At 65.0% G+C, this 25,850-nt stretch carries 31 protein-coding genes; 16 read left to right on the top strand and 15 right to left on the bottom strand.

Annotation, left to right across the window (positions count from 1 at the left end):
• Positions 1–27 precede the first annotated feature (27 nt).
• The 4 genes from CH290_RS01805 to CH290_RS30120 form a co-directional block, all read right to left on the bottom strand.
• On the bottom strand, positions 28–1,242 hold the full coding sequence (locus CH290_RS01805; protein WP_020110709.1) for an acyl-CoA dehydrogenase family protein: 1,215 nt from the start codon (positions 1,240–1,242) through the stop codon (positions 28–30).
• 71 nt (positions 1,243–1,313) lie between these two features.
• Positions 1,314–1,754, bottom strand: coding sequence for a hypothetical protein (locus tag CH290_RS01800; protein ID WP_020110710.1), 441 nt, complete (start codon positions 1,752–1,754; stop codon positions 1,314–1,316).
• Between the two features lie 37 nt (positions 1,755–1,791).
• Complete coding sequence (locus tag CH290_RS01795; protein WP_020110711.1) at positions 1,792–2,484, bottom strand: SGNH/GDSL hydrolase family protein; 693 nt, start codon at positions 2,482–2,484, stop codon at positions 1,792–1,794.
• Positions 2,485–2,506: 22 nt separating this feature from the next.
• Positions 2,507–3,118, bottom strand: coding sequence for a hypothetical protein (locus CH290_RS30120; protein ID WP_155295521.1), 612 nt, complete (start codon positions 3,116–3,118; stop codon positions 2,507–2,509).
• A gap of 458 nt (positions 3,119–3,576) precedes the next feature.
• On the opposite strand from CH290_RS30120, the gene CH290_RS01785 reads away from it, so the two are divergent.
• Genes CH290_RS01785 through CH290_RS01770 form a run of 4 tightly spaced genes read left to right on the top strand, consistent with a single transcriptional unit; the run spans position 3,577 to position 7,122 of the window.
• Positions 3,577–4,221 carry an ABC transporter permease gene (locus CH290_RS01785; RefSeq protein ID WP_019663896.1) on the top strand — a complete coding sequence of 215 codons (645 nt, stop codon included), beginning with the start codon at positions 3,577–3,579 and terminating at the stop codon, positions 4,219–4,221.
• Positions 4,218–5,417, top strand: a complete 1,200-nt coding sequence (locus tag CH290_RS01780; protein ID WP_019663895.1) for an ATP-binding cassette domain-containing protein — start codon at positions 4,218–4,220, stop codon at positions 5,415–5,417. The genes CH290_RS01785 and CH290_RS01780 overlap by 4 nt, the downstream gene beginning before the upstream one ends.
• Positions 5,414–6,151 carry an ABC transporter permease gene (locus CH290_RS01775; protein ID WP_026347574.1) on the top strand — a complete coding sequence of 246 codons (738 nt, stop codon included), beginning with the start codon at positions 5,414–5,416 and terminating at the stop codon, positions 6,149–6,151. Before CH290_RS01780 ends, CH290_RS01775 begins: the two co-directional genes overlap by 4 nt.
• Positions 6,148–7,122: a glycine betaine ABC transporter substrate-binding protein gene (locus CH290_RS01770; RefSeq protein WP_033189107.1), complete on the top strand. Its 975-nt coding sequence runs from the start codon at positions 6,148–6,150 to the stop codon at positions 7,120–7,122. Before CH290_RS01775 ends, CH290_RS01770 begins: the two co-directional genes overlap by 4 nt.
• Here CH290_RS01770 and CH290_RS01765 read toward each other — a convergent pair.
• Positions 7,115–8,227, bottom strand: coding sequence for a glycosyltransferase (locus tag CH290_RS01765; RefSeq protein ID WP_033189108.1), 1,113 nt, complete (start codon positions 8,225–8,227; stop codon positions 7,115–7,117). The two genes, CH290_RS01770 and CH290_RS01765, sit on opposite strands and share 8 nt — an antisense overlap.
• Positions 8,228–8,318: 91 nt before the next feature.
• On the opposite strand from CH290_RS01765, the gene CH290_RS01760 reads away from it, so the two are divergent.
• Together CH290_RS01760 and CH290_RS01755 are read left to right on the top strand one after the other, a co-directional pair.
• Positions 8,319–8,669: a VOC family protein gene (locus CH290_RS01760; protein ID WP_033189109.1), complete on the top strand. Its 351-nt coding sequence runs from the start codon at positions 8,319–8,321 to the stop codon at positions 8,667–8,669.
• A gap of 100 nt (positions 8,670–8,769) precedes the next feature.
• A complete protein-coding gene (locus tag CH290_RS01755) occupies positions 8,770–10,104 on the top strand; it encodes a hypothetical protein (RefSeq protein ID WP_033189110.1) in 1,335 nt (444 codons plus the stop codon).
• A gap of 56 nt (positions 10,105–10,160) precedes the next feature.
• Here CH290_RS01755 and CH290_RS01750 read toward each other — a convergent pair whose 3' ends face one another.
• The 3 genes from CH290_RS01750 to CH290_RS01740 all read right to left on the bottom strand — a co-directional run bounded on the left by CH290_RS01750 (position 10,161) and on the right by CH290_RS01740 (position 12,813).
• Entirely contained in the window at positions 10,161–11,450 is a 1,290-nt protein-coding gene (locus CH290_RS01750) for an NHL repeat-containing protein (RefSeq protein ID WP_141216228.1), read from the bottom strand.
• Positions 11,451–11,538: 88 nt separating this feature from the next.
• The gene (locus CH290_RS01745; protein ID WP_033189112.1) at positions 11,539–12,075 is read right to left on the bottom strand and encodes a hypothetical protein; all 537 of its coding nucleotides are present in this window, start codon (positions 12,073–12,075) and stop codon (positions 11,539–11,541) included.
• 114 nt (positions 12,076–12,189) lie between these two features.
• A complete protein-coding gene (locus tag CH290_RS01740; RefSeq protein WP_033189113.1) occupies positions 12,190–12,813 on the bottom strand; it encodes a DUF5701 family protein in 624 nt (207 codons plus the stop codon).
• Between the two features lie 77 nt (positions 12,814–12,890).
• Here CH290_RS01740 and CH290_RS01735 point away from each other — a divergent pair, with 77 nt between their 5' ends.
• Positions 12,891–13,214 carry a hypothetical protein gene (locus CH290_RS01735; RefSeq protein WP_019663884.1) on the top strand — a complete coding sequence of 108 codons (324 nt, stop codon included), beginning with the start codon at positions 12,891–12,893 and terminating at the stop codon, positions 13,212–13,214.
• Here the strand turns inward: CH290_RS01735 and CH290_RS01730 are convergent.
• The gene (locus CH290_RS01730; RefSeq protein ID WP_230620961.1) at positions 13,198–13,776 is read right to left on the bottom strand and encodes an AMIN-like domain-containing (lipo)protein; all 579 of its coding nucleotides are present in this window, start codon (positions 13,774–13,776) and stop codon (positions 13,198–13,200) included. The genes CH290_RS01735 and CH290_RS01730 overlap by 17 nt on opposite strands.
• Positions 13,777–13,817: 41 nt before the next feature.
• Here CH290_RS01730 and CH290_RS01725 point away from each other — a divergent pair, with 41 nt between their 5' ends.
• From CH290_RS01725 to CH290_RS01705, 5 genes are all read left to right on the top strand, one after another.
• Positions 13,818–15,179, top strand: a complete 1,362-nt coding sequence (locus CH290_RS01725) for an MFS transporter (protein ID WP_033189115.1) — start codon at positions 13,818–13,820, stop codon at positions 15,177–15,179.
• 76 nt (positions 15,180–15,255) lie between these two features.
• On the top strand, positions 15,256–16,485 hold the full coding sequence (locus tag CH290_RS01720; protein WP_033189116.1) for an acyl-CoA dehydrogenase family protein: 1,230 nt from the start codon (positions 15,256–15,258) through the stop codon (positions 16,483–16,485).
• Positions 16,486–16,498: 13 nt separating this feature from the next.
• Complete coding sequence (locus CH290_RS01715; RefSeq protein ID WP_033189117.1) at positions 16,499–17,857, top strand: LLM class flavin-dependent oxidoreductase; 1,359 nt, start codon at positions 16,499–16,501, stop codon at positions 17,855–17,857.
• A gap of 199 nt (positions 17,858–18,056) precedes the next feature.
• Entirely contained in the window at positions 18,057–18,257 is a 201-nt protein-coding gene (locus CH290_RS01710; RefSeq protein ID WP_019663878.1) for a hypothetical protein, read from the top strand.
• Positions 18,258–18,396: 139 nt separating this feature from the next.
• A complete protein-coding gene (locus CH290_RS01705; protein ID WP_033189118.1) occupies positions 18,397–18,966 on the top strand; it encodes a YdcF family protein in 570 nt (189 codons plus the stop codon).
• Here the strand turns inward: CH290_RS01705 and CH290_RS01700 are convergent.
• Together CH290_RS01700 and CH290_RS01695 are read right to left on the bottom strand one after the other, a co-directional pair.
• Positions 18,951–19,313, bottom strand: a complete 363-nt coding sequence (locus CH290_RS01700) for a CrcB family protein (protein ID WP_033189119.1) — start codon at positions 19,311–19,313, stop codon at positions 18,951–18,953. The two genes, CH290_RS01705 and CH290_RS01700, sit on opposite strands and share 16 nt — an antisense overlap.
• Positions 19,310–19,681, bottom strand: coding sequence for a fluoride efflux transporter FluC (locus CH290_RS01695; protein ID WP_230620962.1), 372 nt, complete (start codon positions 19,679–19,681; stop codon positions 19,310–19,312). Before CH290_RS01695 ends, CH290_RS01700 begins: the two co-directional genes overlap by 4 nt.
• Positions 19,682–19,765: 84 nt before the next feature.
• Here CH290_RS01695 and CH290_RS01690 point away from each other — a divergent pair, with 84 nt between their 5' ends.
• The 3 genes from CH290_RS01690 to CH290_RS01680 all read left to right on the top strand — a co-directional run bounded on the left by CH290_RS01690 (position 19,766) and on the right by CH290_RS01680 (position 21,717).
• On the top strand, positions 19,766–20,146 hold the full coding sequence (locus CH290_RS01690; protein WP_230593845.1) for an STAS domain-containing protein: 381 nt from the start codon (positions 19,766–19,768) through the stop codon (positions 20,144–20,146).
• Positions 20,147–20,248: 102 nt separating this feature from the next.
• Entirely contained in the window at positions 20,249–20,632 is a 384-nt protein-coding gene (locus tag CH290_RS01685; protein ID WP_020110728.1) for an ATP-binding protein, read from the top strand.
• 140 nt (positions 20,633–20,772) lie between these two features.
• Positions 20,773–21,717 carry a protein kinase family protein gene (locus CH290_RS01680; RefSeq protein ID WP_033189120.1) on the top strand — a complete coding sequence of 315 codons (945 nt, stop codon included), beginning with the start codon at positions 20,773–20,775 and terminating at the stop codon, positions 21,715–21,717.
• Positions 21,718–21,730: 13 nt separating this feature from the next.
• On the opposite strand, the gene CH290_RS01675 is transcribed toward CH290_RS01680, so the two are convergent.
• From CH290_RS01675 to CH290_RS01665, 3 genes are all read right to left on the bottom strand, one after another.
• Positions 21,731–22,264 carry a hypothetical protein gene (locus CH290_RS01675; RefSeq protein ID WP_019663871.1) on the bottom strand — a complete coding sequence of 178 codons (534 nt, stop codon included), beginning with the start codon at positions 22,262–22,264 and terminating at the stop codon, positions 21,731–21,733.
• Between the two features lie 99 nt (positions 22,265–22,363).
• The gene (locus tag CH290_RS01670) at positions 22,364–22,729 is read right to left on the bottom strand and encodes a hypothetical protein (protein ID WP_020110730.1); all 366 of its coding nucleotides are present in this window, start codon (positions 22,727–22,729) and stop codon (positions 22,364–22,366) included.
• A 108-nt stretch (positions 22,730–22,837) separates the two neighbouring features.
• Entirely contained in the window at positions 22,838–23,341 is a 504-nt protein-coding gene (locus CH290_RS01665) for an arsenate reductase/protein-tyrosine-phosphatase family protein (protein ID WP_080733846.1), read from the bottom strand.
• A 151-nt stretch (positions 23,342–23,492) separates the two neighbouring features.
• On the opposite strand from CH290_RS01665, the gene CH290_RS01660 reads away from it, so the two are divergent.
• On the top strand, positions 23,493–24,932 hold the full coding sequence (locus tag CH290_RS01660) for a DUF7159 family protein (protein ID WP_196250050.1): 1,440 nt from the start codon (positions 23,493–23,495) through the stop codon (positions 24,930–24,932).
• Here the strand turns inward: CH290_RS01660 and CH290_RS01655 are convergent.
• The gene (locus CH290_RS01655) at positions 24,890–25,810 is read right to left on the bottom strand and encodes an endonuclease/exonuclease/phosphatase family protein (protein ID WP_230593848.1); all 921 of its coding nucleotides are present in this window, start codon (positions 25,808–25,810) and stop codon (positions 24,890–24,892) included. The genes CH290_RS01660 and CH290_RS01655 overlap by 43 nt on opposite strands.
• Positions 25,811–25,850 lie beyond the last annotated feature (40 nt).

Below are 25,850 nucleotides of genomic sequence, written 5' to 3'. Positions count from 1 at the left end.
CCCATGCATCTCCACCCTGTCGAGCGATCAGAAGAAACCGACCGACGGTAGTGCGGCGTCGTTGACCACGAAGTCCCCGACGGTCCGTGCCTTGTAGACGGTTGGGTTGTGCGAGAACAAGGTACGGAGATTGCGCCAGTGCCGATCCAGGTGCGCGCTCTGCCTGGTCGCGGACGCGCCACCGACGCCGAACAGCTCGGTTGCGGCGTTCAATGCCAGACCCTCGACGGAAATCTTGGCTTTCGCTGCGGCGAGGGCTGCGTCGTGCTCGAGCTTCTCGTCCGGTTCTCCGGACGCCAGGAACGCCGCCGACGCGATGTCCTGTGCATCCGACGCCGTCAACACGATCGCCTCCGCGGCATACGCTGCGGCCGACAGTGATCCGATGATCTGCAACAGTTGCGGGTCGTGGCGCGGCTCCTCCGCTGCCGCGAAGGTGTAGGAGCGAGCGCGTCCGCGCACCAGTTCCGACGCGTCGGACACCACGGAGCGCAGAATTCCCGCACCGACGGCATGCAGCAGCAACTGAGGGAACGCCTGCCGCGGACGCACCGAGTGCTCGGACCACTGGAACGGCAACAACTCCGACTTCTCGACTCTCACGTTGACGAACCGCGTCGTGCCGCTACCGGTGTGGCGCTGACCGATTCCGTCCCAGTCGTTCACGTGCTCGATGCCCTCGCGGTGGGCAGGGACCACAGCCGAAACCTGTTTTCCTTCCGAATCGTTCGCGGACACACGCAGGTAGTCGGAGAAGAGGCTTCCGGTGCTGTAGAACTTGGTGCCGTCCAGGCGATAACCGTCTCCGTCCGGCGTCAGCGTGGTGTCGTAGGTGTAGACACCGACTGCGCGAGAGGTCAGTTCACTGTTCGCGCCGCCGATGAGCAGTCCGTCACGCACCTTGTCGAGCCAGAACTCCCCGGACACACGATCGGGTGTGCGTCGACGTTCCTCGACGAAACCGAGATGAATACGGATGATGTGCGGAACATCGGGGTCGGCCTCCGCCAGACGAATCAACAGTGTGAACAGTTCTCGGAGCGTGTATCCGGCTCCACCCTCCTCCACCGGAAGGCGCACCGCACCCAATCGGTGCTCACGGATCAGGTCGATGGCCACGAACGGCGGTCCGTCCTCGCCGTCGCGTCGACGTTTCGCGTCGGCTGCGATTTCCTCGATGATGGAACGCAACTCGTCGGAATCGAGAGCGGGTGGAGCGCTACGTGTGATTACCGTCGTCATGACCGCTATGGTGGCGCACCACAGCCGGATCGACCACGTATTGGATCAGTGTGAACGAAAGCCGTGAACGGTCAGATGGGCCGATAATTCAACGCCCGGAACCACAGTGCGTACAGCGGCCGACGACGAGCTCCGAGCACCGTACGAGGCTTCGAGCGAGCAGTCGCCGACTTACCGATCACCGACGGACTCGGGGCCCACGACCATCCGCGCCCCGTCGGTGCCAACTGCTCGGCAAGGTTCTCGATCACGGTCTCCGCAGACGAGTAATCCGGCAACGGACCGGTGAACGCGCCGAACGCCGCCGACATCGAATTGCACAACTGAATGGAGATGTTCGACGGTGGAGGAAGGATGAAATGCAGATGCGCACGCGCATGGGTGCGGCACAGTGCCTCGAGCACCTCCCCGGACCACCCGTCGGACTCCCCGCCGGCGGACAACAGGACGGCCGTGATCGACTGCGCGCTCTCCACATCAGGGAGAGTCGACATGCCGTGGTCCGAGTTCATGGCGTCAATAGTGGACCATCGAGACGATTCGGGTGAGCTATTCGCTCGACGCGATTCTTACGCGCAGACCGGCGGCATCGGCCACCTGATCTGCCATGATCCTGGCCGAATCGGCCGTCGGATGGATTCCGTCGAACGTCGCGCCCGGTCGTGTCAGCGTCGACGCGAAATCGACGAGGGGGATCCCACGCTCAGCCGCAAGGATTCTGATCGCAGTGTCGAGACGATCGTCCGTCGCAGATCTCGACCGCGGCACCGTCGTCAGTACAACCGTCTCGATATCGCGCGCCTTGTCCAGGATGAAACGAAGATTGTCCATGGTCTGCTCGAGCGGCACCCCGCGGGCCTGATCGTTCGTGCCACCGCCCACGACCAGTACCTGGGGTTCCGCGTCCAGGACTTCGTCGATACGGGCCCGGATCTGAGCCGTCGTCTGCCCTCGTCGACCTGCATTGATTGCATCGGCGCCGCGTGCGTCCGCCCCGCACACCAGATGGGAATACCACGAGGTGTCACCGTGGATTCCCCACCCGACGGCCGAGTTTCCCTCCGCGATGGAATCGCCGAGAGCGGCGATACGAACTCCACTGTCGGAGGTACTCCAGCCGAAGCACTCGGCATTCCATACGTACAGCGCAGGCTTCCTGAGTGGGCCGAGGAGCAACCCCGCGACGATCACCAGCAGAACTCCGCCCGCGAGGAGAATGCGATACCGCCGCGTCTTCAGCACGCCCGAATTGTGCCGTACGCACTCAGCGAGGTGACGTCGGAGTCCCGCCCGAGCTGCCCGTCGACGGCAGCTGATCCGGAACGATCGGCAGTCCCGGAGGCGGACAGTACGTGTGATCACACAGGTCGAAGCCCCGGTCGCTCAAATTGGGGACCGCTTCGGGATTGACGAAGATCAGACCGTCGGGAGAGGTGCAGGACACCGGCCCACACGTCGTGCCCAGCGGGAATCCTCGCGAGTCGATCGGGTTCGGAGGCGGCGTCACGGGCTCGGGCGGATCGAAAGAGGCGACCGGCGGCGGATCGTAGGTGACGTCCTGCGGTTGCGTCGCCGGGTCGTACGACGGTGGCTCGTACGACGGTGGCTCGTACGGCGGCGGCTCGGACGCCGAGGCAATGACACTCGGTGGCACCAACAGGGGCGTCGTCGCCTCGGCGGCAGGTGCAGGCGGCGGCACCGAACTGGTGGACGTGCTGTCCGCGGCCGCGGTCGTGGTGGGTGCCGCGGAACTCACCGGCGTCGGAGCCTCGGCGTCGGCGGTACATCCGGCGAGCAGCAGGGCCGCAGCCCCCACCGAGACAGCCGCGCTCACCAGGGCAGCAGCGTGCCTGGGTGCTCGGCTGCGGTTCGGCATGTCCCTCCTGGCTCGGAATGTGTCTGGTTCATCGGGAGTAGGCGACAATTCATTACCGAACTTCCCGGTCCGATAACGGTACCCGAGGCATCGCCCCAGCGTGGGGCCCCTGTCGACCGCGCGTGTCCGCAAACCGTCGGCCCGCCCGCGAGCCGCGCTCGATCCCGTCGAGTCGCTCATTTTCTTCGATGAACCCGACCGCTCGACGGTCCGGCGGCCACGGGAGTGGGCAATTCTGCTCGAGCTGATTTTAAGTGCGACCAGCGTTCCGCGAAGCGTCCCCGAGGTCGGAATCCCTGCAGGTGAACGGGCCACGATCCCGTTCTCGCGACGCATCGACCCTACACCCGCCGGAGGGGTAAAACCCCGCGAAGGCGGGGAAATGCCGGTAACGTCCCCGAACTGAAACCGGCAGCACTGTGTTCGGTGAAATACGCGGCTGCAAAAGGGAGATACGCGTGGATTTGTGGAACTATCTTCAGGGGCGGGGGCAGTTCCTCTCCTTTCTGACGTATCAGCATGCGTCACTGGCATTTCAAACTGTTCTCGTCGGCAGTCTCGTCGCGATTGTCGTCGCGGTCGCAGTACACCGACTCCCGTTGTTCTCGGCACTTACATTGACGAGCAGTCGAGTGGCACTGACCATCCCGTCGCTCGCGTTGCTGGCACTGCTCATCGTCCCGTTCGGGCTCGGCGTGGTGCCGTCGTTCATCATGCTCGCGTTCTTCGCCGCGATGCCCGTGATCGGAAACGCCATCGTCGGACTGCGATCGGTACCCGACGCGACCATCGAATCCGCCCGCGGAATCGGACTGTCCCGCTGGCGAATTCTCGTCTCCGTATCGCTGCCGATCGCGTGGCCCGTGATTCTCACCGGCATCCGCGTGTCCACCCAGATGGTCGTCGGCGTCGCCGCGATCGTCGCCTACGTCCTCGGACCCGGCCTCGGATCGCTCATCTTCAACGGACTGTCCAGGCTCGGCGGAACCAACTCCGTCGAAATGGCAGTCACCGGAACCGTTCTCATCGTCGTCATCGCATTGGTGTTCGACGCCCTGCTCGTCCTTCTCGGGCGCCTCACCATCTCGAAGGGATTGTCATGACCGACACCGACCGCACCGTCTCGGGTGCTTCGATTCGGCTCGACGGCGTCGTCAAGCAGTATCGTGGCCAGACCAAGCCCGCCGTCCAGAAGATCGACCTCGAGATCGAAGCCGGACACATCGTCGCCTTCGTCGGGCCGTCCGGCTGCGGCAAGACGACGACCCTCAAGATGATCAACCGGCTGATCGAGCCCACCGAGGGCAGGCTCTTCATCGGCGACCGCGACGTCACCGGCGAGGATCCCGACAAGCTGCGTCAGTCCATCGGATACGTCATCCAGGCAGGCGGACTCTTCCCCCACTGGTCGGTGCAGAAGAACATCGGCGCCATCCCCCGAGTGCTGGGCTGGGACAAGAAACGCATCGCCGAGCGCACCGAATACCTCCTCGACCTCGTCGGCCTCGACGCGGACACCTTCCGAGACCGACTCCCCAAGGACATGTCCGGCGGACAGCAACAGCGCGTCGGCGTCGCACGTGCACTCGCGGCGGACCCACCGGTTCTGCTGATGGACGAGCCCTTCAGTGCCGTCGACCCCATCACCCGAGTCCGCCTGCAGGACAGCCTCATCGCGATCCAGCACGAAGTCGCCAAGACCATCGTGATCGTCACCCACGACTTCGAGGAAGCCACCAAACTCGGTGACAAGGTGCTCATCCTCTCCGAAGGCGGAAAGATCGAGCAGTACGCCACCCCCGAGGAAATTCTCGCCAAGCCCGCCAACGCCTTCGTCGAAGAGTTCATCGGCTCCGGCGCGACGCTTGCCCACCTGACGCTCTCGAGGGTCAAGGACGTCGAACACGAGCCCGTCGTCACCGCACGCGTCGGCGACTCCTCGCAGGAAGTCATCGGCCGCGCACGCGCCGCAGGCGTGACCTGGATCGTCGTCGTCGACGAGCACGGCAAACCACGGTCCTGGCCATCGCTCGACGAAGTCGCCACCAAGGACACGGTCTCCGACTACATCGACCCGCGCCTACCCGTCGTCGCACCGTCGTCGACGCTCAACGACGCACTCGACGTCATGCTCGCCGCCAGCCAGGGCGGAGTCGTCGTCACCGACGGCCGCGGCGTCGTCACAGGGTCGCTGACCATCAAGACCGTCATGTCGGTCGTCCGTGGACAACTCGACGAAGCCCGCGAGGGCGACGGGCACGTCTCCTACACCCAGCACGCGGAGGGGTCGGCCACATGAATCGACTGCGCCGCACACCGATAGACGTGTGGTTCGAGCCGCTGCTCATCATCGTTCTGGGCGTCGGCTACTTCCTCTGGTACCGATCGACGACGCTCACTCCGACCGAAGAAGCATCGCTCGGCTGGTCGACCCTGAAGACCACGATCCTCGACCACATCCAATTGACCTTGACGGCAACCGTGTTCGTCGTCGTCATCGCGATCCCGCTCGGCATCCTGCTGACCCGCGAGAAGGTCAAGCCGTTCAAACCGTTCGCGATCAACTTCGCCAACATCGGCCAGGCCGCACCCGCCGTCGGACTGATCGTGTTGCTGACGATGTGGCTCGGCACCGGCTTCCGGACGGCCGTCGTCGGCCTGGTCGTGTACGCCATCCTGCCGATCCTCCAGAACACCATCGTCGGCATCGACCAGGTGGACAAGCGAACCATCGAAGCCGCCCGAGGCATCGGGTACTCCGGTATCCGCACACTCGTCCAGGTGGAGCTGCCGTTGGCCGTTCCCGTCATTCTCAACGGAGTGCGGACCGCGCTGGTCATCCTGGTCGGCACCGCGACGCTGAGCACGTTCATCGGCGCCACCAGCCTCGGCACCCTCATCACGACCGGCGTGACGCTGTTCCTCCCGAAGCTGCTCATCTCCGGCGCCATCCTCGTCGCGCTGCTGGCGCTGACGATCGACTGGCTGGGACGCCTCGTCGAACTGTTCGCAACCCCACGAGGAGTGGCATGATTCGGCATTCTCTACGGGTCGGAGCCCTCGCGCTCATCGCGAGCGTCGCCGCCGGCTGCGGACTCGTCAGCTCGTCCGGCACCTTCCAGTCCACAAGCCTGACCGACGGCGAAAAACCCTTGGACGGCGCATCTCTCGTCGTCACCTCGAAGAGCTTCACCGAGGGCGTACTGCTCGGCAAGATCACCGCGACGTACCTCGCGGCAGCCGGCGCCAACGTCAGCGACCTCACCGGGGCACCAGGATCAGCGTCGTCACGCCAGGCCCAGCTGAACGGAGACGCGGACATCCTCTGGGAGTACACGGGCACCGGCTGGGTCAACTACCACGGTGAAACCGAGACGATCGCCGATCCCGACGAGCTGTGGCAGCGAGTACACGACCTCGAGCTCAGCTCCAACAATCTGGAATGGTTGCCGCCGGCGAACTTCAACGACACCTACGCCTTCGCGGCCTCCTCGGCCACCGCGGAGCGGCTCGGCGTGAAAACCCTGTCCGACGTCGCCGCGCTGCCCCCGAACGAACGCACTTTTTGCGTCGACGACGAATTCTTCTCCCGCGCAGATGGATTCGGTCCGATGCTCGACACCTACGACATTCCCCTCGACGGACCGAACGGCGTAGAGGGCAAGAACGTCACCCGTATGGACGCGGGCGTCGTGTACACCTCCACCGCGCAGAGCTCGCCCTGCAACTTCGGCATGGTCTACACCACCGACGGTCGCATCAAGAACCTCGACCTGACCGTGCTCGAAGACGATCGAAAGTTCTTCCTGCCCTACAGCGGCACCGCCGTAGTCCGCGCACCTGTCCTCGAAGCGCACCCGGAAATCGCCGACCTCGTCGGGGTGATCTCCGAGCGCCTCACCGACGACCTGATGCAGGAACTCAACGGCAAGGTCGACATCGAAGGCGAAGACCCAGCCGACGTCGCCTACGAATGGCTGCGGAGCGAGGGCCTCGTCACGTGAGCCGGAGTTGGGCCAAGCGTTCGCTGACCGACGGAACTTCGGAGAAGCTGGCCGCTGCTCGGCGTGCCGAGGAACGGTAGGTGGGATCGGTCAGGACATCGTGGATCGCGCGACGCAACCGCGGAGCATCCTCGACGGTCAGACCGGCGGCGGGCGAGCTGGGCGGGACGGTGATCCCCGCGCCCAGGCTCTCGACCATCGCTGCGTTGGTCGGCTGATCCGCGATCATCGGAACGGTCACCAACGGAACACCCGCAGCCAGCGTTGCCAGCGTCGTGCCCGAACCCCCGTGACATACGACGACACTTGCACGAGACAGAATGTCCTGCAGCTCGACCCAGTCGACGACCTCCATGCGATCGGTGCCGCGCACAGTCGATCCACCGCGGCCGGTGCTGGCCAGGACGCGCACATCGAGGTCGGCCAACGCGGTCACCGCAGCATCCCACGTGCCGCGAATGTTCTCGAGCTGCGTGTTGACCGTGCCCATCGTCAGCCACACCAACGGCGGGTTCTGTTCGGTACGTGCATCGAGATCGATCGTGAATCCGTAACGGCGCGTATCCGGATACCCCGTCGGATCGTCGCCCGGAAAACGCGTCAGATACGGCGCGGCCTCCAGTGTCGTCGTGACACCCGGTGCGTAATCCTCGATGACTCGGCTCGCCATTCGCAAGCCGGAAATATCGGCAAGTCCAGGCGAAATGCCCACCGTGGCCACAGGTACTGCGCTCCGCACCGCGGCGATGGCACTCGCGTAATCGCAGGGTTCCCGCAGAATCAACTCAGGCTCGACATCAGCGACCGCAGCGACGGTCTTCTCCAGTGCCGCCGCAGTGTTGATGCGGCCGAACAACTCGACCTCGGCAGCACGTACCCGCACCTCCCGGTCGCTCGACGCCAACGCCCGCCGCACCCGGGCCACCTCGTCGGCAGGCGGTGCATCGACGACGCGTACATCGGCACCCGTCGACCGCGCAGTGGCCACCTGCCCCGGCGGCACGACGAGGGTGACGTCGTCACCGGCCTCGGCCGCAGCGTCGACGAAGGGAAGCAGCGGACCGAGATGGCCTTCACCGCCACTGGCAGCAACAAGAATTCGCATCGGTCGGACGCTACCGCCTCGGCAAGCACATCGGTTGTAGGTGTCGTGGTCTGTCGGTATTGTCCAGATCACCCGCATACCAGGAGGCCAGATGACGCTCGACAGTGTGGTTGCAATTCTTCCGGTGGAGAACTTCGCCGAAGCGCGTGCCTGGTACACCACCCTCTTCGGCCGCGAGCCGGACGTCGAACCCATGGAAGACACCGCCGAATGGCAGATCGCCGAGAACGCCTGGGTTCAGGTCTGCATCGACACCGCCTCGGCGGGCAAGACCTCGGTCGTCATCGGTGTGGGCGACATCGACGCCCACGCGACGGCGCTGACGGCCGCGGGCATCACCGTCGGCGAAATTCAGGAATACCCCGGCGTCGTCAAAACCGTCGCAGCCCCGGACCCAGCAGGCAACACCGTCACTTTCGTACAGGAACTGACGCAGGGCTAGGCGGTCGGGACTCGCAATGGCCTATCGTTGCCTCTCGTAACGAACCTGTCGGTACGAACGACAATGCCGTCGTACTGACATCGAGTAGGCGGCGAGCATCATGAGCGAAAGATCGGCCAGAGCACGGTGGACCGACGGTCTCGTCGTCGTCAGTATCGTCGCGGTCGGAATCGTCGTGGCCGGAGCCCTGCAGGCCCCTGCCGAGCCCGAATTGACAACGGCAGCAACATCTCCCACCGTCGAACCCGAGCCGACCGCACCCGAAGAATACGTGCGGGTGAGTGAGCCGGTCGATACCTCCGCGCCCATCCCCGGATGCGACACCGTCGTCGAAGCGGACGAGGAGAGATTCAGCATGAGCGTCGTCGGGGAGCGGTCCTACGACAACCCCAGGTTCCCATGGTTCAACGGACCCAAAGCAACCGCCATGTCCGACGCAGTCGCCTCGGCGCTTCCCGACGACGTCGAACTCGCCTTCGCCGCGCCGCAACAATCGCTGCTGTTCGGCCCGATCTTCGACTTCGGCGACGGCGACGAACCCCCCTACAGCGGATCGACCGACGCCTGGGGTGCCGTAAACCGCGGCGACGCGTCGGGCTCGGTCCAGGTCAGTGTGCAACAAGGGCCACACACGGTGCCGGGCTGCGTCGCAGGTTTGCTCGACGAACGCAAGACCTTGCCCGACGGCACGGTCGTCGATCTGCTCGACACCTGGGCCGAGATCAACGGCGTCCGCACCATCAGTCGCAGCGTGCAGGCGTACACAACCGACGGAACCTGGATTCACGTGAGCGCCGACGACAGAACCAATACACCGGAGCCGGCGAACAGCGGAGAAATCCCGTTGGCGCTCCCCGAATTGGAACTGATCGCAACAAAACCCGCACTACGAGTGAGCACGCCGGTTCCGCCCGGCACACCCCCGCCGAGCGAAGGATGCAGCGGCTACACCGAGAACGGGGGACCCGATCTCACACGTGAAGACCAGCAACGACTGAACTCCGCACTCGCATCGGTCGACCTGGGAGCGGTGGCCCTCGATCGAAAGCTCGACACGCTCCAACCGTCGGACATGGGTTTGGACACGCTGTGCATGGCGTCGAACGTCGTCGGCGCCGACGAGACACTGCAGCTGAGCATCGCCGGGGGCCAGGCCGTACCCGTCGAGGACGAGATCCGGCCGGACCCGTACTCGGGCACACAGGACACGTTCCGTTCCCTCGCCGACGGGACCGTCGTGCAGACGTCGGCCGGTTACTACGGTGTCACGGGCGAAGGCGACGGTGACTACCAGCAGCGCTCCTCCAACACTGTCACCGTGACGCGGCCGGGCGGAACCCGCGTGCAGATCTCGGCCAGTTCTGCAGGATCTCAATCGCTTTCGATCGAACTCCTGGAATCGATCGCCCTGACGCCGGGCCTGGAGGTCTCCTGATGGCCGACCGAGGTTGGTGACACTCTTGTCTCCGCAGCCTGGGTGAACAGGAACAGTCATACATGGAGCACCCCGTCGACGGCGAGGGAGGGATCCGGGTAGGCCTGGGTGTCTGCCTGTTCCATCAATTCGACGGGGGCATAACGGGTCACGTCGTCGAGTCGCTTGCCTTCCTCGTCGTAGAGATTCAGAGTGGACACAAGGGTGATGCCCTCGTAGTTGTCATGAGTGAAGCTGACCTGCAGCTTGCCGTCAGGCCACTCGCCGACGAAGCGGACGTCGACATCTCGCATGCGCGAGGAGAACTGCCTGCCGTGAAGCCGACGAATGCAGTATGCGACGTAGGACTCATGATCCGGTGGACACGGTGCGACAGGACGGCAGTGCTCGGAAATGTCGAGTTCTTCAGTGCTGGTTATCGTTCGGGTCTCGGAATGCGTAGAGAAGTGTAGGAGGCTCCGCTGAGAGGTGATCAGATACAGGTCCTCCCCGATGGCCGCGCCTTCGACCCCTCGCGTGCCGGCGAAAGTCCGGCGATGCACCACTCGGTCGCCGCGAACAGCTTGAACAATCATCGTCTTCCACGACGTGTCCTGACCCCAATGCCATCTGATTCCGTTACCGACGGCTCGCTTGCGTCGATGGGACTCGTTGTAGGTGACGTCGGCGTACTCACCGGTGTGCCAGTCTCCGTCGAGGGGGCGACGCGGGTAGTCGGTCGGATCGATGCTCGTGGCCACAGTGTCGAGAGGAAGCTCGACCCAGGATTGCGTCCAGGCCACCGCGTATCCGTCGGGCCCGGAGTGGGTGCGTGACCACGGTTCGTGCTCGACGCCTAGATGAAGTGACTTCTCATCGAAGTCGGCCGTGATCAGATGGCCGCGGAGGGTGACAACCGCCGTGCCGCCGTCCGGTTTCGCCAGCAGCAGCTGCGGGCCTGCGTACGAACGCCGCAGCGGCGGAGTATCCGGATTCCGCGCGACGTCCCGCCGGGTCCGCCCCGGTCGATAACACCATGCTCCGATGCTGCCCGAAGTGAGAAGTGCTGCTCCTCCGATGTATTCGGCATGACGGAGACCGTCGGGAGTGACGCGGGCCAAGGCGTCGGCGCCTCGGTAGTGGAGCCAAAGACCGCCTTCGTCGCTCGAGATGTCAAGGGTTCTGGAAGTCGCGGGAAGTTCCGGCCACGAGACAAAGCGCTCGAGAGTGCCGGTCGCGGGATCCAAGAGGGCTGCTACGGGCTGGGTTTCATCGATGACCCATACGTACCCGGCAGCGACATGAATGTGGCGGGGCCGCAACAACCTACGGCGAGTTTGCCCGTCCAGCGAATGCGGGGCGCTCATGCGCCTTTCTGCTGTGTCATGACGGCAAGGGTACTCGTACGTGAGTGGAAATGTAGGCCCTGGCCTACATTTTCCACTCACGTAGGGGTTAGCCGCCGGGCTGAGCGGGGACTTCCTCGAGCTGAGGCTGCTGCGGTTGTTGCTGCTGCTCTTGCATCTGCTTCGCGAACTCGCAGTTGGACTGCGCGTAGGTATCGATACGAGCGCTCGCATCGCGGGCCGCGGTGAAGCTGTCCACGTCGATGGTCGCTTCGGTCTTCTGCTGGTACTCCTCGAACGTCGATGCCTCGGTGACCAGATTCGTCACCTGGGCGCTCGCGTCCCGGACCGTCGTCAGATCGGCCGCGATGTCCGGATCGGCAGCGGCGATGGCCGGGTCGTAGTGCTCCGACAGTCCGTCGCCGTACTCCTGGAGTACCGCCTGCATACCCGGCCAGTCGGCCGGATCGATCTGCGCCGAAGTCTGTGAGTTCATCTCGAACGTCGAGATGTCCTCGAGGTGCGTGCAGAGGTCGCCGCCCGACGCCTCGGCGCCGTTGTCGGTCCCTTCGTCGGAGCTGCAACCGGCGAGGCCCAAGCTCAGGGTGGCTGCGAGGACTGCGATCGAGCGACACGAGGCCTTCATGCGGGTACTTCTCCAAACTTCTCGGCGGATTCTGCGTCCTCCACAGTCACAGTTCCGCGCTGCGATGTCGAATCTCGCAATACGGGCCGTTGTGACGAACGACAACAGGCTGGGTCACAGCGGACGCCTGCCTGCAGTCGAGGCGAAACCCAGCCAGGTGTGCCTGTTGCCCGCCCAGCACCACCCGACCTTGGGGGCGTTGCGGTTGTCCACCCCGTCGCGGCCGGTGCCGTTGCTGATCCACACCGCGGGCGTACGGGTGTCCAGAGCGCCGTCGGGCTTACGCAGCCGCGAGCCGATCGTCATGAAGCAGTGCCCCCGTTCCAGTACCTCGGGTACCTGCAGTAGCCAGTGAATACCCTCGAGAAGGGTAAGAGGGCTGCGGCCGGCCGCCGTGATCGACGGCAGCGCCTCGTCCGGGCTCCAGTTCTTCATCTCGTCCCCACGCTCGGGGCTGTCGACGACATAGGCCGGTCCCGGCGGCATGGACAGCGACTCGATCGGTTCGAAACGGTCGACGTCGACCATGTCGGTCACCACGAACCCGGCCCGGCCGCTGCGCCGCAGCAGGGGAGCGAGTTGCGACGGCTGCGCACGGCTCAGGACCAGGAGGGCGTCGTCGGTGTTGTCCGCGACGGCGTTGGCAACATCGTTCTCGGTCAAACCTGCGAAGGTGTGGACACCGAGTTCGATCAGCGTGGCTGCCTGCTGCTCCAGCGGCGGGAGAGTGAAGATCATGGCGCGCCCTTTCCTCGCCGTACAGTGTACGTCAACGCTGGATTGAGTCGATCTTGCTTCGAACATATGATCGAACGATGCGAGTGAACGGTTCCAGCGGCGGAGTGGATCCGCATCGTCGGCCGTTCAAGGTTCTGACGCCTGCAGTCAAGGTCCTGATCGACCTGTCCGTCCTGTACCCGCAACCTCCGCACCACAGTGGAACCTTCACCGCCGACGGCTTCGACGTCCGACGAGTCGTGCCGGGGGACCTGACCGAGTGGTCGATGACCGTCGACGGTGACTGGATCGGCCGCGTCACCTACCAACTCATGTCCAAGGATCGATGCGAGACGGTGACGCACTGGGTGCCCAGCCGAGTGCTCAAACCGTTGACGAGGGGAACTAACCGAGGAGAGTGACGATCAGTGCCGGTGGATCGGATTCGGTGGTGACGGTGAAATCCGGACGCTCGGACCCCGTCCCGACGAAGGCCTGGGTGACCCCGGGCGTCGCGCTCGACGTCAGCAGCGACCGAATGCCGCCGTCGGCCGCTACCTCGACGTCGTTCCGCGGATCCGCCGACGGCGACGAGATCAGTTCGACCTGCAGAATCGACGTCCCCGGCACATCGAGGTCGCCTCCCGCGTAGGTGGTGGCAGAGTCGACGTACCGGCCCACGTAATTGATCACGCCCTCGCCGGTGAACGTGAACACCGCCCGGGCATCGTCGACCTGCACGTCCGCGATCCCGAAATCTCCGTACTCGTCACCGGGAGCGGTGGGAGTCGAGTCCGACGGCACCCCGTGGAACGGCGGGGGAGTTTCCAGAACAGGGCTGCCGACGGTGAAGGAACCCGACACCAACCGCAGATCCACGGCAGTCGCTTCCGTGGTCGACTCGGTCTCGGACTGCACTTCGTTACTGCTGCACGAGGCAAGAAACAGGCTCGCCGCCGCCAGCAGCGCCACCCCAGCTCGCATGGAGATGACACTATACGGCCGAGCAGTGAGAGGATGCATCGGTGAAAACCGGTGAACAGATCGTCCAGGAACTTCCGTGGAAGTGGGGCGTGCAAGGCCGCATCTTCGTCATCGGTGGTCTCGGCTTCATGTTCGACGCTTGGGACGTGGCCCTCAACGGCTTCCTGACGCCACTCCTCGGGTCCTACTGGGACCTGTCGCAGGCCGAGCGAGGCCTGGTCGCCACCGGCAACCTCATCGGAATGGCCGTCGGCGCCGTCGTGTGGGGCACCATTGCGGACCGTCTCGGACGCAAGAAGGCCTTCGCGCTCACCCTGCTGATCTTCGCGTTGTTCTCGGTGCTCGGGGCGCTGTCGCCCAACTTCGAGACCTTCGTACTGCTGCGGTTCCTCGCGGGCTTCGGCCTCGGCGGCTGCATCCCCGTCGACTACGCACTCGTCAGTGAATTCTCGCCGCGGCGGATTCGCGGAAAAGTACTGTCCGCCATGGACGGTTGGTGGCCCATCGGAGCCACCATCTGCGGCGTCGTCGCCACCCTGCTGGTGCCGATCGACGGAGACGTGCGCTGGCGAATCATGCTGCTGTTCATGATTCTTCCTGCACTGCTTCTGTTCTGGGTCAGGCGCGGGATCCCCGAATCTCCGATCTACCTCGCCAAGGTGGGCCGTGAGGCAGAAGCGCGAGCGATCATCGACGACATGGTCACCCGTACAGGCGCTGCGTCGCAAGATTATTCGATCGTCGCCCAGGCCTCGCCGAAACGAGGCCTCGCCGCAGTCTGGCGCTACAGCCCACGGATCACCTCGGCGTCGTGGCTGCTGTTCGTGTCGATCATGCTGCTCTACTACGCCGCACTCAGCTGGATGCCGTCGATCCTGCGCCGAGAGGGCTACGACGATTTCGCGGCCTTCGCCGGAACGACGCTGATGACCGCCGTCGGCATCGTCGGCGTCGCCGTGTCCGCGTACCTCGTCGAGGTCGTCGGCAGGAAATGGGTCATCGGAATCTCCGGGCCACTGGCAGGCGCCGCGCTGGTGCTGTTCGCGGTGATGCTCGACGTCGGATCCGGCGTGCTGGTGTGTCTCGCAGTGTTCGGGTTCGTGATCCAGATCGCCATCCCGGTCCTGTACTGCTACGTCTCCGAGCTCTACCCGACGGAGCTCCGTGCGTCGGGATTCGGGTACGCCTCCTCGGTCAGCCGTATCGCGACCGGCTTCGCGCCCCTGCTGTTCGGGTCGGTGATGTGGCCGATCCTCGGACTGCCACTGACCTTCGCCATCGTCACCGCGTTCGTCGTGTTCGCGGTGCTGTGGATGGCCTACGCCGCGCCGGAAACCAAGGGGAAGGAGCTCGACACGTTGACAGTGACGCCCGGTCACAGTCAACTCTCAGGCTCACCGTGATCGCAACTGGTGACACCGAGCCCTCGATATTGAAAGTTTGATCGGTCGGACTGCACACGATCGAAAGGGCTTTTGCATGACATCCACAGTCGAGTCCGTCGGGGTCGTCGAGCCGGGCTCGCCCCGATACCGAGAACTGCTCGCCTCCATCGCCGAAGGCGCGAGCGCCCGCGACCTCGCCGACGAGAACCCACACCAGCAGATCGACGCCCTCCGACGCGCCGGATTCGGTGCCCTGCGGCTGCCCAAGGAGATCGGCGGGGCAGGACTGACCGTCCGCGAAACATTCGGCGTCATCATCGATCTCGCCGAAGCGGACCCCATCGTCGCGCACATCCTCCGCACGCACTACTGGTTCGTCGAAGAGCGACTGCGCGAAGCAACCGCCGTCGACTACGCCGGGTACGACAGTGACCGATGGATCCAACTGATCCTGCAGGGCAAGATCTTCGGCAACGCCAGCAGCGAACGAGGCGCGCAGGCCGTCGGAAACTTCAAGTACGGAACCCACCTCACCCCACACACGGATGGATACCTCCTCGACGGCGAGAAGTTCTACTCCACCGGCACACTGTTCTCCGATTACGTCAGCATCTGGGCCGACGTCGACGGTGTCGCCGTGGCCTCCGTCATCGTCCCCACCGACCGCGACGGCGTCACGATCGTCGACGACTGGGACGGTATCGGCCAGCGCCGCACCGGAACCGGAACGACACGATTCCAGAAGGTGCACGTCACCGACGACGACATCGTCTCGCGCATCCCACTCGACGCAGCACCGGACCCGTCGTACCAATTCGCCTTCCTGCAGCTCTACCTGCACGGCCTGGTCAGCGGAATTCTCCGTAACGTCGTCAGCGACGCCAAGACCCTGATCCAGAGCCGTACCCGCGGATTCGCACACGGACCCACCGAAGAACTCCACCGAGACCCACTCCTGCTGAACGCATTGGGAACCCTCGCCAGCACGGCATTCGCCGCCGAAGCCACCACCCTCGCCGCGGCCGACGCCATCGACACCGCCCACGCCTCACTGAACAACGGGGTGCCCGACGCGGCCCTCGCGGCGAACGCCTCCCTTCGCGCCTCCGAAGCCAAAGTCCACATCGACGAGATCGCCACCCGCGCAGCAACAGTGCTCTTCGAAGTCGGTGGCGCATCCGCCGCATCACGCGCCAAGAACCTCGACCGACACTGGCGAAACATTCGCACCATCACACTGCACAACCCAGCCGCCTACAAAGCGTCGGCGATCGGGAACTACGTACTCAACGGCGAACCGTTGCCGTTCAACGGTTACTTCTGAGAAGGGCTTTCACATGTCTCGTGAACTTCACCTCGCTGGATTTCTCATCGCATCCCACGTCACCCACTCGCACGCCGCCTGGCGGCACCCGGCGTCGGAAACCGATTACCTCGGCCCCGACTACTACGAGCGAGTCGCGAAGATCCTCGAACGCGGCAAGTTCGACTTCCTGTTCTTCGCCGACCTCCTGGCGACACCCGTGCGCTACGGCAACGACATCAAAGTGCCGCTCAGCAGCGGAACCCAGGCGTCGGCGACGATCGATCCCTCCCTCGTCGCCGCAACACTCGCCGGCGTCACCGAGAAGATCGGTCTGGCAATCACGAAGTCCACCACGTACTTCCACCCGTACGAGGTCGCACGCATCTTCAGCACGCTCGATCACCTCAGCCGTGGCCGCTCGGGCTGGAACGTGGTCACCTCCCTCAACCAAGCCGAGGCCCAGAACTTCGGGATCGACAACCACCTGCCGCACGACGAGCGATACGACCGCGCCCACGAATTCCTCGAGGTCGCCTACGACCTGTGGGGCAGCTGGGATCGCGACGCTCTGGTGCAGGACAAGGTCTCCGGAGTGTTCGCCGACCCGGACAAGGTACGCACCATCGACCACGACGGGACCTACTTCAAATCCCGCGGACCGCTGACCGCACCGCACTCGCCGCAGAGCCGACCCGTCATCTTCCAAGCAGGCTCGTCGCCGACCGGTCGCGATTTCGCCGCCCGCTGGGCCGACGCGATCTTCGAGATCGACCCCACGAAAGAAGGTCGCAAGGCCTACTACGACGACGTGAAGTCGAGGGCGTCGAACTTCGGCCGCAACCCCGACGACATCAAGATCTTCCCCTCGTTCGTCCCGTTCGTCGGCGAGACGGAAGCCATCGCACGCGAGAAGCAGGCATTCCACAACGAACTGGCCGACCCGATCTCCGGGCTGATCACACTGTCGGTCCACACCGACCACGACTTCTCGCAGTACGACCTGGACTCACCCATCACCGAAGTCGCCGTTCCTGGCAGTCAAGGCCTGTTCGACCTGGCCCGACGGCTCAGCGACAAGGACGCACTGACCCTGCGCGACATCGGCAAGCTCTACGCCCAGGGCGTTCTGCTGCCACAGTTCGTCGGCACCGCCACTCAGATCGCCGACCAGATAGAAGAAGGCTTCCACGGCGGGGAGGCCGACGGTTACATCCTGTCCGCAGCCCAGGCGCCGGGCACCTTCGTCGACTTCGTCGAATACGTGGTGCCCGAGCTGCAGCGACGCGGACTGTTCCGCACCGACTACACCGGCACGACACTGCGCGATCACCTCGGCCTGGCCGACGCCTCACTCACCCCGGCTCCGAGAGCGCAGGCGGTACGGGCCTGACGGTGATACCTCGGGTGATGGACCTGGCACCCTTTGTGCGGACCTGGCACGCCTGCGTTGACGTGACAAGGCGTGTCGACTCTGCACAAAGGGTGGCAGGTTCCGGCCCGTGACCGTGTAGTCGACGGTTAGCATGCCGGAATTCGGGTACTCGCCCGATTCGCGGTAGCCGAGACACGGCTACGGGTAGGGGAAAATCATGCGCTTCGTCACTCTGATCGTCGTAGTCTGGCTCGTCATCGGCGCCTTCGCCGTTTTCCAACGTGGGTACTTCGACAGTGCACCCGAGAACTGCGCAGGCGTAGGAACCATCGCACTGACCGTGGTCGCAGGCCCACTCAACTACGCAGGCGTGAACCCCAAGGTCACCGACTGCAACCTCCCCGAGCCGAGTCAGTAGACCGGGCTCACCGAACCAACGGCGCGGGTCAGCCTGCGCCGTTGTTCGGGTTGGTGCAGATCGCGCACACACACCGGCGAGAACGTGATGTCCATCGCCGACCGGGCGCGCTGGGGATCACCCTGCATACCCTTGACGAGTGAATCGTCGGAATCTCTTCGTGGTGCTGGCCGTGGTGCTGCCGGTACTCGTGGTGTCCGTCGTCGGTGTCGGTGGCTATCTGGCGTTCACCAAAGCCCGGATAGACCCGATCACGAAAGCCGACGCCATCGTCGTTCTCGGTGGCGAGCACGACGGCCGTGAGGCGTACGGAGTGTCGCTGGCGGAGCAAGGGGTGGCGGACACCGTCGTACTCTCCGACCCCTACGGGCCGTCGGACCCCTACATGAAGAAGTACTGCGGCGTGACGACCGAGAAGTACTCCGTTCTGTGCGAAGAGCCGATCCCCAGCACGACTCGGGGCGAGGCGATCTTCACGCAGCGCCTGGCGGAGGAACGTGGGTGGGACCACGTCATCGTGGTCAGCTGGCGCTATCACCTGCCCAGGGCCAAGCACATCTTCGGACAGTGCTTCGACGGCGACGTCACCATGCAGGCCGTCCCGCGGACGTACAACTTCTCCCTCGTCTACTGGGAGTACACGTACCTCTACCAGCTGGCAGGGTTCGCGAAGGCCGCCGTGCAGGGCGACTGTCAGAACTTGCGGTAGAGCGTCAGCCCCGAGCTGTACAGCAGGAACCCCAACATCGCGCACGCGATACCGCCGATCACCGTCGCGGCGAGCACCACGACCGCGCGCCTGTACCGCCGCGCCCTGACCTGCGTGACGAAGACCAGCGCCACGGAACTCATCGGCGCGAGTGCAGCAAGAAATCCGAAACTCGCGACGCCGACCAGCCGATCGGGCGGTGCAGCGGCCGTGAAGAACCCCAGAACCCCGCAGGTGATCAGCGTGAGCATCACGACGCGTTCCGGATCGGACACAGCAGCAGTGACGTGATAGTGCACCAGGGCACCCAACGCCCCACCCACCGCGATGAGCAGCAACAGAGTCATCGCGGCGCAGGCCTTGTCACGAGAGCTCCAGCAGCAAGAGCCAGCACCGCGGCGACCGGCGTCGCGACTATGTACAGAACCGACCTCCACGCTCCGTCGTGAGTGATGCCCTGCAGCGCGTAGAAACTGAACGTCGTGAATCCGCAGGCAAGGCCCGTGGCCGCAGCACGCGCCAGCGGCGCATTCCGTCCCGACAGGTAGCCCAACGTCGCGCCGAGCAACAGACACCCGACCACGTTGATGCCGAAAGTATTGATCAACAGCCACTTCGGCGAATCCCGCCAGTGCCAGATCTCGTACCGAACCACCGCACCGACCGCTCCGCCGAATGCCACCGTCGCGCTCACTGCGGGGCGGGTGGGGATCACACAACGAGACCTTATCGGCCACCGAGTCGGTCGGCACTGTCCGCGGAGGGAGATCACAGGACGGACTCGGGTATGTTGGCGGCTGTGACGCTAGACGAGGCAGGGCCAGGCCCCCAGCATTTCGATGTGGCTGTGGAGTGGCGCGACGGCGCCGTGATCGTGACCGTGTCGGGGGAACTCGACCTGGTGACTTCCCCACAATTGTCCGAGTCGGTGGAGTTGGTCCTGGAGAAGGGCCCTTCGTCGGTGGTGATCGATCTTTCCGACGTGTCGTTCCTTGCGTCGGCAGGCATGTCCCTCCTGGCATCCACCCACCAGAAGTTGGGTGGTGCGGCGGGCTTCGCCGTCGTCGCCGACGGTCCCTCCACCGGTCGTCCACTGACCCTGGTCGGTCTGCACGAGGTGTTCGGTATCTACGCGACCGTCGACGAAGCGCTGGCTGCGCTACAGACGGGTAATTCCTGAACTTCTGGGTATGACGGGATCATGATGGCAATTGCATTCGGTGGAGAAGACGCCGTGGCCGCTGCTACCAAGCCGCCTTCCGCACAAGTTCCAGGGGACGTCATGCGCCTTGAATTCGACGGAGAGTCGGCGGTCGCGGAGCGCGCGTCCGCGCTGCGCATTGCGCTCGGTGAGTGGCTGACGGGCTTGCAGATCGCGCCGGAACGCGTGTACGACGTGGTTCTGGCGACGTACGAGGCGTTGGCCAACTCGGTGGAGCACGCGTATTCAGGCAGTTCGGGCACGCTCGATTTGTACGCTCTGTGGACGCCCGACTCCGGGCGTATCGAAGTGACGGTGCGCGATCACGGTGCCTGGGCGGTACACGCCCCCGACGCCACCCGTGGACGTGGAGTGCCGTTGATGCACGCCTTGGCCGACTCGACGGCCGTCACCTCCGATCACGACGGGACAACCGTTCATATGGTCTGGGATCCCGCCACATAATTTCGCGTGGTCAAAGCGCGGACAGCGCTGTTTGTGACGGAGCACAATAACCGTCGAGAGCGGCTCGTCCATTCCGGCGTCGGCCCGAGAGTGGAGCCTGGGGGACGACCCGGGCAGGAGCGCCGCACACGGAGGCGCTCATGGTTCCGTCACCCGTTCCCGGGGAAGTAATAGCGCGACGCTATCGGCTGCTGGCCAGGCAGGATTCCGCACCGTGGCTGACGCGTTGGACGGCCGACGACCTGTCGACCGGCAGGCACACCACCCTGACGCTGGTTCATGTCGACTCGATCCACGCGAGGGATCCCTCACCTGATGCGGTCCGCAGGTTCTGTGAATCGGCACGAACGAGCAGTGTCGGACGAGTCCGCGTGGTCGACCCATCGACCACGGTGCCCTACGTCGCCGTGGTCGGTGACTACGCGGCCCCGTCGACGCACCGCGCCGAAACAGGCCGGGAAAAGCCAAGCGCAGCAAAGGTATTGGGTCTCACAGCCGTGGCTGCGGCGTTCCTGGCCGTCCTCGGCGGCGGAGGATGGCTGGTGTCGACGAGCATCGCAGGCGGAGACTACGGCGACGTGCGCGGCGCCGTAGCCGTGCCCACGCTGCCCACCGCGCAGGTCCAACCAGTGGCCGCAGCACCCGTCGACACTCCGATCCTGCCGTCCGGTGCCGAAATATGGTCGGCCGTCCGAGCGCCCGACAACGCAGCCGACGCCACCCGCGCCGTCGACGCCGACCCGTCGACCTCGTGGTCCACCGACCTCTATCGCGCACCCTTCGGAGACACCGACAACGGGATAGGAGTCGTCGTGGCGTTTGCCGACGCTGTCGACCTGACGACAGTATGGGTCGCGACGCCGCAGCCCGGAGCCGTCGTGGAAATCCGAACCCCACCGGAACCGGACGGAACCCTCGCGTCGACGCAACTCCTCGGGGCCGGGACCCTCGGCGCAGGTGCCACCGACATCACCGTCGACGCACCCACCGGGTTACGTGCGGTTCTGATCTGGGTGGCCGAGCTGGCACCGTCGGGCACGCAGTTCGTGGCCGATCTGGCCGAGATCGGGTTCACCGGACGGTGACGACGCCGGCGGATCACTGGACCGATTGCTTGACCCGCGAGAACGCCGGACCGGCGAGAAACCAGATGCCCAGGATCAATCCGAGCGGACGAATGCTGGACAACAACGTCGCCGCCTGCTCGTCCGATGCAACCGTGTACGCCAGGCCCACCAGAACTGCCGCCGCGATCGCACAGGCCTTGACCGCGCGGAACCAGTCCTCCCACAGGTAACGGCGGTACGCCTCCGAATCCTTGTCCAACTTCACCGGCGGCGGGCCACCGGCAAAGCGATGAGCGACGCGCACATCCAGCCACGCGATCATCGCAGGCCCGAACCCGACGCTGAACCCCAGATAGTAGGCAGCAAGGTGGTGCACCGAACCGACCGGCGTGCCGCGACCGAGGTCGAACGCGACCGCGACGATCAAGACGACATCCAGCACCGGAACCGACGCAAGTAACCACGTCGCGATTCGACGCTTCCCCAGCACGTAACGGACCAGAAGGCCGCTCAGAATCAACGCCCAGAACCCGATCTCGCAGACGACGATGACGGCGGCGATCATCGTTCGAAGCCCATGAATGTCATGAAGACAGCGTCGCGCAGAACAGCACGTCGCCGCGTCGGCTGTCGGAGCGAGATTCACGTCCTCCGAAAGTACGACCTACCGCGTCGTCGTGGTGTCTTCCGAATCCGACTCGGTCTCGGTCGTGGTCGTACCACGATTACGCGGAGACCTGCTCGTCGTCTCGGACCCCGGAGTTCGCGACGGCGCGGTCGTCGTCGGCGCGGTCGTTGTCGGCTTCGGTGTCGTGGGAACAGCGACCTGCCATGTCGGCGACGGCGGGACCGTGATCACCGACGAAGTCGTCGCGCTGACCACCGTGCTCAGATCCGAACGAAGTGCAGGCGGTTGGACCCTGTCGCTGGTGTCGTCGAACGCCCCACCCAGTGCACCGATCGACAGACCGACGACGACGGCAACTCCGGCGATCGCCACCGCCGAGATCGCGATGACTTTGTCGCGCATGTTCGATAAGCCTTGTCCGCTCGGACCGCCACATCGACCTGTGGCGGTGCTGCGAGAACGCTACCGCAGGGCATCGCAGGTGCGCTCGGCGTAGGAATTCGCGCGCGGTCAGAGCAGGCGCAGGACCGCAGGCAGAACATCGGCGATCTGCTGACCGACCGACTCGTACACCTCGTGTTCACGGCGATACGGATCGTCGATGTCCGTGGCGTCCACCCGGTGCCGCGCCCGTGCCTCGGCGATACCGTCGATCGTCTGCGCCCCCGACGCCTCCGCCAGCGCAGCCGCTTCGAGAAGTGTGAACGTCCTCCGAAGCTTCCGCGGAGCAATCGCCAACACCTCGTCCCGATGCCGCGTCGTCATCGTCAGGATCACATCCGCCTCGTCCGCGATCCGTGGTGAAATCCGACGAGCCACGAAGCCCTCCGACTCACCGCCCAGCTGACGCAACACCGTCGCCGCCGTCTCGTCCATCGCATGCCCCGACAGTCCGTGCGTCCCCGCACTCGACGTCGTCAACTCCTGGCCACTCTCCTGCGCATACGCCGCAGCCAGCCTCTCCGCCGTAGGAGATCGACAGATATTGCCGGTACAAACGAAAAGGACATGCACGTCGGTCACCTTAGACCCCGGCCGTTCCGCAGGCTCCCCAGTAATCGCAATCCTGAAGGTCTCGCGCTACAGTGATGGCCGAGCGGGGGTTCGAGACTGGATCGTTACAAATCTTGTCGGCGAGTCCCCTGCAGTCCAAGTGAGGCAGGTCATGACTGAGGTTCTCGGTGTGTCGGTGGGGGCTAGTGCTGTTCGCATGGCCCGGCCCGACCTTCGCCTGCGTGGCTCCGGTGCCCGCGAACTCGACTTCCGGAACGACACGGTCGACGCCCACTGGGACAGAGCCGAGGAAGTCGCTGCCGAAACCATCGGAGTGATGCTCGCGCAGAACCACGGTGACCGCTACGTCGAAGCAACGGGCGTCGCCTACCGCGACCAGCAGCAGTTCGGCGACATCCAGCAGGCAATGTCGGACCAGCAGCTCTACAACTATCGGCTCGTACCCGAGGCCCGCGCCGCGCTGGCCTACCTGGAAGCCTCCGGCGAGATCGGCGACTTCGGCACCATCGCGCTGTACGACCTGGGCAGTTCCGGCCTGACCATCAGCGTCGTCGATCGTGCCTCCGGCGAGGTGCTTCTCGCCGAGCGCACCACCGACATCAGCGGTTCGGACTTCGACCGACTCATCTGCGACAACCAGCTCGCCAAGCAAGGCGTCGACCTGAACGACTCGGTCGGTCTCGACGAGTTCATCACGCGATGCCGCATCGCCAAAGAGCAACTCTCCACCTCCGGCGCCGTGTGCCTGCCGGGAGAGAGCGGCGTGATCCTCATTTCCCGCGAATCGTTCGAGGCGCTCGTGACCGTCCCGATCGAATACTCCGCGCGACTGGTGCGTGACGTCATCTCGCGATCCCCCCAACACGTCGACGCACTGTTCCTCGTCGGCGGCGGTGCACGGATCCCGTTGGTCGAGGCAATCCTCCGGTCCTGGACCGGACTCCACGTCGTCACGCCTGTCGAACCGGAATCGGTTGCCGCCAAAGGTGCGGCACTGCTCGCCACTCCCGTCGGAGCTGCCCCCGCCGGCGGTGCGTCCCCGATGCCTCCCCACGACTCGGCACCCGCCGCGTACAGCGGCCAGACCGATGCCGGCAACCAGCACGGCACGGGACCGCAGCACGGCACGGGAACGCAGCACGGTGCCACGGAGCTGAGCGGCGCGCCGGATTGGCTCAGTCCCGATCCGGCGGATCGGTCCGCGACCTCCAAGCGCAAGATTCGCGGAGCAGCCCTCGTGGCAGGTGGCCTCGCCGTCGTCGCAGCCCTGGGCCTGACACTCGGTTACGGCGGCTCCGAGGACTCCACCAGCGCACCTGCCGACAACGAGAAGCCGCTGACCTCGGCTCCGTCGTCGGCTCCGAGCACCACCGCCGCGCCCACGACGACGACAATCCCACCGACGACCACCGTCGAAGCGCCACCCCCCGCACCGGCGCCGGTCGAGACGTACCAGGAGCCCGAATACCAGGCGCCCGCACCGGCTCCAGCGCCCCCGCCGCCTCCGCCGCTGATCCCCGGACTCCCGGAGTTCCAGCTACCGCAGATTCAGCTTCCGCCGCCGCCGGTCATCGAACTGCCTCGATTCTGATCCGCGCTCGTCGGCGATAGATCCTCCGCTGCGGGCAGTCGTAGATGGGCCACCACACCGAGATGGTCCGAATCGGGGATGTTCACCGGGTTCACCTCGAGCGCGTCGACGCCGTCGCTGGTGACGACGTGGTCCAACCGCGCGAGCGGCCGCGACGCAGGGAAGGTGCGGAACAGGCCGGCCCCGGCCGCGTCCGCCGCATCCTGGAAGCCGTCCGAGGCCAGCGTGCGGAACTGGCGGTGGTCCCCGGTGGCGTTGAAGTCGCCCGCCACGACGACTACACCCGGGTAGCTGTTCATGAGGTCGCGCATGCGAGCGAGATCTCGGTCCCACTGTTCGGTGTGGCGGGGAGTCGCGGGCGACATCGCGTGGAACGACACGAGCGTGAGTCCGACGCCGTCGACGACGGTGCGAGCGCGAACGGGCACGAACCCGAAGTCCGCCAATTCCTCCCCGTCGGTGAGCGGCGTCCTGCTCCACAGGCCGGTTCCGTCGGCCACGGGTCGGGGGGCGGTGACACTGTAGGGAAGGACCTCTTCGAGACCGGCCGCCACGAGATCGTTCACTTCCTCGTCGGTCAGCTCCTGCACGGCGAGGACGTCAGCGCCCGACGACCGGACCTGGGCGACGATGGCCGCTGCGTCCGCTTCGCCGTGGGCCACGTTGATCGTGAGAACGGTCAATTCGGTGCCGTCGGCAACGTGGTCGGCGGTGACGAAACTCGGCACCTGGATCGCTACGAATACAGCGGCCGCGGTCAACGACACTGCGACGCCCACCCTCGACTTGGCCAGTGCGAACAGGCCGCCGGAGACCGCTGCCGGAATGGCCGCGAATGGCATACCGACCAGAAACGCAACCAGTGTGATTTGAGTCACACCTACTTCGCGCGCGACCAGCATCCCCGTGGAAAAGGCA

Origin of the sequence: Rhodococcus sp. 06-156-4, from assembly GCF_002259345.1 — a bacterium.
GTDB classification, from domain to species: domain Bacteria; phylum Actinomycetota; class Actinomycetes; order Mycobacteriales; family Mycobacteriaceae; genus Rhodococcoides; species Rhodococcoides fascians_E.
Note: the sequence above shows the minus strand (reverse complement) of the source record. Positions and strands in the feature narration are given on the sequence as shown.

What these genes read in the sequence shown, in the direction of transcription:
- CH290_RS01745 (WP_033189112.1), bottom strand. Translation starts at nt 12,075, where the DNA reads ATGAAGGCCTCGTGTCGCTCGATCGCAGTCCTCGCAGCCACCCTGAGC.
- CH290_RS01670 (WP_020110730.1), bottom strand. Translation starts at nt 22,729, where the DNA reads ATGCGCGACAAAGTCATCGCGATCTCGGCGGTGGCGATCGCCGGAGTT.
- CH290_RS01700 (WP_033189119.1), bottom strand. Translation starts at nt 19,313, where the DNA reads ATGACTCTGTTGCTGCTCATCGCGGTGGGTGGGGCGTTGGGTGCCCTG.
- CH290_RS01760 (WP_033189109.1), top strand. Translation starts at nt 8,319, where the DNA reads ATGACGCTCGACAGTGTGGTTGCAATTCTTCCGGTGGAGAACTTCGCC.
- CH290_RS01680 (WP_033189120.1), top strand. Translation starts at nt 20,773, where the DNA reads ATGGTTCCGTCACCCGTTCCCGGGGAAGTAATAGCGCGACGCTATCGG.
- CH290_RS01710 (WP_019663878.1), top strand. Translation starts at nt 18,057, where the DNA reads ATGCGCTTCGTCACTCTGATCGTCGTAGTCTGGCTCGTCATCGGCGCC.
- CH290_RS01750 (WP_141216228.1), bottom strand. Translation starts at nt 11,450, where the DNA reads ATGAGCGCCCCGCATTCGCTGGACGGGCAAACTCGCCGTAGGTTGTTG.
- CH290_RS01765 (WP_033189108.1), bottom strand. Translation starts at nt 8,227, where the DNA reads ATGCGAATTCTTGTTGCTGCCAGTGGCGGTGAAGGCCATCTCGGTCCG.
- CH290_RS30120 (WP_155295521.1), bottom strand. Translation starts at nt 3,118, where the DNA reads ATGCCGAACCGCAGCCGAGCACCCAGGCACGCTGCTGCCCTGGTGAGC.
- CH290_RS01715 (WP_033189117.1), top strand. Translation starts at nt 16,499, where the DNA reads ATGTCTCGTGAACTTCACCTCGCTGGATTTCTCATCGCATCCCACGTC.
- CH290_RS01685 (WP_020110728.1), top strand. Translation starts at nt 20,249, where the DNA reads ATGCGCCTTGAATTCGACGGAGAGTCGGCGGTCGCGGAGCGCGCGTCC.
- CH290_RS01660 (WP_196250050.1), top strand. Translation starts at nt 23,493, where the DNA reads ATGACTGAGGTTCTCGGTGTGTCGGTGGGGGCTAGTGCTGTTCGCATG.
- CH290_RS01800 (WP_020110710.1), bottom strand. Translation starts at nt 1,754, where the DNA reads ATGAACTCGGACCACGGCATGTCGACTCTCCCTGATGTGGAGAGCGCG.
- CH290_RS01805 (WP_020110709.1), bottom strand. Translation starts at nt 1,242, where the DNA reads ATGACGACGGTAATCACACGTAGCGCTCCACCCGCTCTCGATTCCGAC.
- CH290_RS01735 (WP_019663884.1), top strand. Translation starts at nt 12,891, where the DNA reads ATGCGAGTGAACGGTTCCAGCGGCGGAGTGGATCCGCATCGTCGGCCG.
- CH290_RS01675 (WP_019663871.1), bottom strand. Translation starts at nt 22,264, where the DNA reads ATGATCGCCGCCGTCATCGTCGTCTGCGAGATCGGGTTCTGGGCGTTG.
- CH290_RS01720 (WP_033189116.1), top strand. Translation starts at nt 15,256, where the DNA reads ATGACATCCACAGTCGAGTCCGTCGGGGTCGTCGAGCCGGGCTCGCCC.
- CH290_RS01780 (WP_019663895.1), top strand. Translation starts at nt 4,218, where the DNA reads ATGACCGACACCGACCGCACCGTCTCGGGTGCTTCGATTCGGCTCGAC.
- CH290_RS01770 (WP_033189107.1), top strand. Translation starts at nt 6,148, where the DNA reads ATGATTCGGCATTCTCTACGGGTCGGAGCCCTCGCGCTCATCGCGAGC.
- CH290_RS01775 (WP_026347574.1), top strand. Translation starts at nt 5,414, where the DNA reads ATGAATCGACTGCGCCGCACACCGATAGACGTGTGGTTCGAGCCGCTG.
- CH290_RS01740 (WP_033189113.1), bottom strand. Translation starts at nt 12,813, where the DNA reads ATGATCTTCACTCTCCCGCCGCTGGAGCAGCAGGCAGCCACGCTGATC.
- CH290_RS01755 (WP_033189110.1), top strand. Translation starts at nt 8,770, where the DNA reads ATGAGCGAAAGATCGGCCAGAGCACGGTGGACCGACGGTCTCGTCGTC.
- CH290_RS01730 (WP_230620961.1), bottom strand. Translation starts at nt 13,776, where the DNA reads ATGCGAGCTGGGGTGGCGCTGCTGGCGGCGGCGAGCCTGTTTCTTGCC.